Here is a 2,540-nt window from a genome sequence, read left to right as displayed (position 1 = left end):
AAAGTTGATACAAGACTAACAACAAGAGCAGCTTTAGGACTTAATGAGTCAGTTCCATCAGATGGAGGATTTTTAGTTCAAAAGGATTTTGTATCAGAACTTTTAAAGAGAACTTATGAAACAGGTATTTTAGCATCAAGGGTTAGAAGAATACCAATATCAACTAATTCTAATGGATTAAAAATAAACGCAGTTGATGAAACATCAAGAGCAAATGGTTCAAGATGGGGTGGTGTTCAAACCTACTGGGAAAATGAAGCAGAACAGATTACAGCATCAAAGCCTAAATTTAGAACTATGGACCTATCATTAAAGAAACTAACAGGACTTTGTTATGCAACCGATGAACTACTGCAAGATGCTGCTGCACTTGAAAGTGTAATAATGCAGGCATTTGCAGAGGAGTTTGGATTTAAAATTGATGATGCCATTATAAACGGAACAGGCAGTGGCCAGCCACTTGGAATATTAAACTCTGATGCACTTGTAAAAGTTCCAAAGGATAATGGACAAACAGAGATTATAACTGTTGAAAATCTACTAAATATGTGGGCAAGACTATGGGCAAGAAGCAGATCAAGTGCTGTATGGTTTGTAAATCAAGAATTAGAGCCTATTTTATATACCCTAAAGGTTGGAGATAAACCAGTATATATCCCAGCAGGAGGATTATCTGAAGCACCATATGCTACACTTCTTGGAAGGCCAGTTGTTCCAATTGAGCAGTGCTCACAAGTTGGAGAAGTAGGGGATATTATATTAGCCGACATGAGCCAGTATGTTTTAATTGATAAAGGCGGAATAAATGCTGCAAGCTCAATTCATGTAAGATTCCTTTATGATGAGAATGTATTTAGGTTTATTTACAGAGTAGATGGACAGCCACTATGGAATAAGCCTCTAACACCATATAAGGGAAGCGGAGCAATAAGCCCATTTGTAGCACTTGCAAAGAGAAACTAAAGGAGGTAATAGAGAATGAAGATAGTTGATTTAAAAGTTCCTGGGACAATATTTTCATCACCTATTAGCACAAATGAAATAGAACTTAAAAACTATAAAGAAGTAACATTTTTAATAGAAAGTGGAGAGGGGACAGAAGGGATATCTACAGTTACTATACAAGGTAGAAAAGGTGTAGACGGAGATGCTCTTGATGTTCCTTTTTTATTTGCTGAAAAGAATAATGAGTTTGTTGAAGTTAATGAAGAAGGACAAGAAATTACAATTGGTGGAACATCAGGTGCAGTTAAGTTTTATAGGATAAAGGTAACCGATATGCTTTTAGCTTCAAGAGAAGTTGATAGAATAAAGCTAAATTTAACTGCGGTTGAAGGTTCAACTGTTGCTGGTGCAATTTATGCTATATTAGACAACCCAAGATATTCAGAATGAAGGTGGTTAAATGAATCTTAAAGTTATTGAAGGACCAAAAGCAGATGTTCTAACTTTAGAAGAAGTAAAAAGCCATTTAAGAGTTGATGGAGATGATGAGGATAGCATCATCTCCTCATATATTAAAGCTGCAAGGGAGTATGCTGAAATATTTACAGGAAGAAGTTTTGTTGAGAAGACTTATGAATATGTTGTAAATCCTAAAGAAAAATATGCATATATTGAACTTCCAATGCCACCTCTTATTGAAGTATTGGAAGTTTTATGTGTTGATAAAAATAACCAAGAATTAAAATTAACCGAAGGATATGACTATTATGTTCTAAAAGGATATGATGAAAGTTTAATATACCCAAGTTTAGAGAGAGGATGGCCTAAAGAGTCTTTGGAAAGAATAGGTTCAATAAAAATAAAATACAGGACAGGCTATAGTGAAGCACCTATGCCAGTTAAGCAAGCGATTCTTATATTAACATCCCACTTTTACGAAAGTAGAGAGAATCTAACAACAAAGGACTATAAGGAAATTCCCTTTGGAGTATCAACACTATTAAGGCCCTTTTGGGTTCCGAGGTGGTGAAAGATTGAATATTGGTGATATGAGACACAGAATTACAATACTAAAACCAGTAAAAGCTACTGATGATAATGGCTTTGAAACTGAAACCTATGAAAATTTTAAGACAGTTTGGGCATCCATATCAAACCTCTATGGCAGAGAATACTTTGAAGCTGCAACTTTAAATGCAGAAAAAACTGTAAAGTTTACAATAAGGTATATAGATGGGATAGATAACAGTATGAGAATATCATTTAGAGGGAAACAGTATGAAATAACCTTCATAGATAATATAAAGTATGAAAATAGATTTATTGAAATAAGGGCTTTGGAGGTTGAAAGCATTGGCTAAAATAGAGCTTGAAGGTATGCAGGAACTTATAGATAGAGTTAATAAACTTGGGACAAAGGGAGAAGTTATTAAAAAGAATACGTTAATAAAAGCTGGAACACTTGTTAAGAATTCTATGGAAAAGAAGGCGCCAAGATCTATTTTAAATAAAAAACATATGGCGGATAATATAAAGATGTCAGATATAGAAAAGGAAAATGGAGTAGATTATATAAAAATAGGTCCAAATAAAGG

5 protein-coding genes are annotated in these 2,540 nt (G+C 34.1%); all 5 read left to right on the top strand.

The genetic code is table 11. From position 1 onward, the window contains the following. On the top strand, nt 1-963 hold a 963-nt coding region (locus BUB63_RS12945; RefSeq protein WP_073250394.1), incomplete at its 5' end, for a phage major capsid protein. A gap of 15 nt (nt 964-978) precedes the next feature. Continuing rightward, the gene (locus tag BUB63_RS12940) at nt 979-1,395 is read left to right on the top strand and encodes a hypothetical protein (RefSeq protein WP_073250391.1); all 417 of its coding nucleotides are present in this window, start codon (nt 979-981) and stop codon (nt 1,393-1,395) included. A gap of 10 nt (nt 1,396-1,405) precedes the next feature. Further along, a complete protein-coding gene (locus tag BUB63_RS12935) occupies nt 1,406-1,975 on the top strand; it encodes a head-tail connector protein (RefSeq protein ID WP_073250389.1) in 570 nt (189 codons plus the stop codon). Nucleotides 1,976-1,994: 19 nt separating this feature from the next. Beyond that, on the top strand, nt 1,995-2,306 hold the full coding sequence (locus BUB63_RS12930; protein WP_073250396.1) for a phage head closure protein: 312 nt from the start codon (nt 1,995-1,997) through the stop codon (nt 2,304-2,306). Continuing rightward, on the top strand, nt 2,299-2,540 hold a 242-nt coding region (locus tag BUB63_RS12925; RefSeq protein ID WP_143290297.1), incomplete at its 3' end, for an HK97 gp10 family phage protein. The genes BUB63_RS12930 and BUB63_RS12925, both read left to right, overlap by 8 nt.

This window comes from Caloramator proteoclasticus DSM 10124 (assembly GCF_900129265.1).
Classification (GTDB): domain Bacteria; phylum Bacillota; class Clostridia; order Clostridiales; family Caloramatoraceae; genus Thermobrachium; species Thermobrachium proteoclasticum.
The sequence above is the reverse complement of the archived record's forward strand: the minus strand, read 5'-3'. Positions and strand labels throughout refer to the sequence as shown.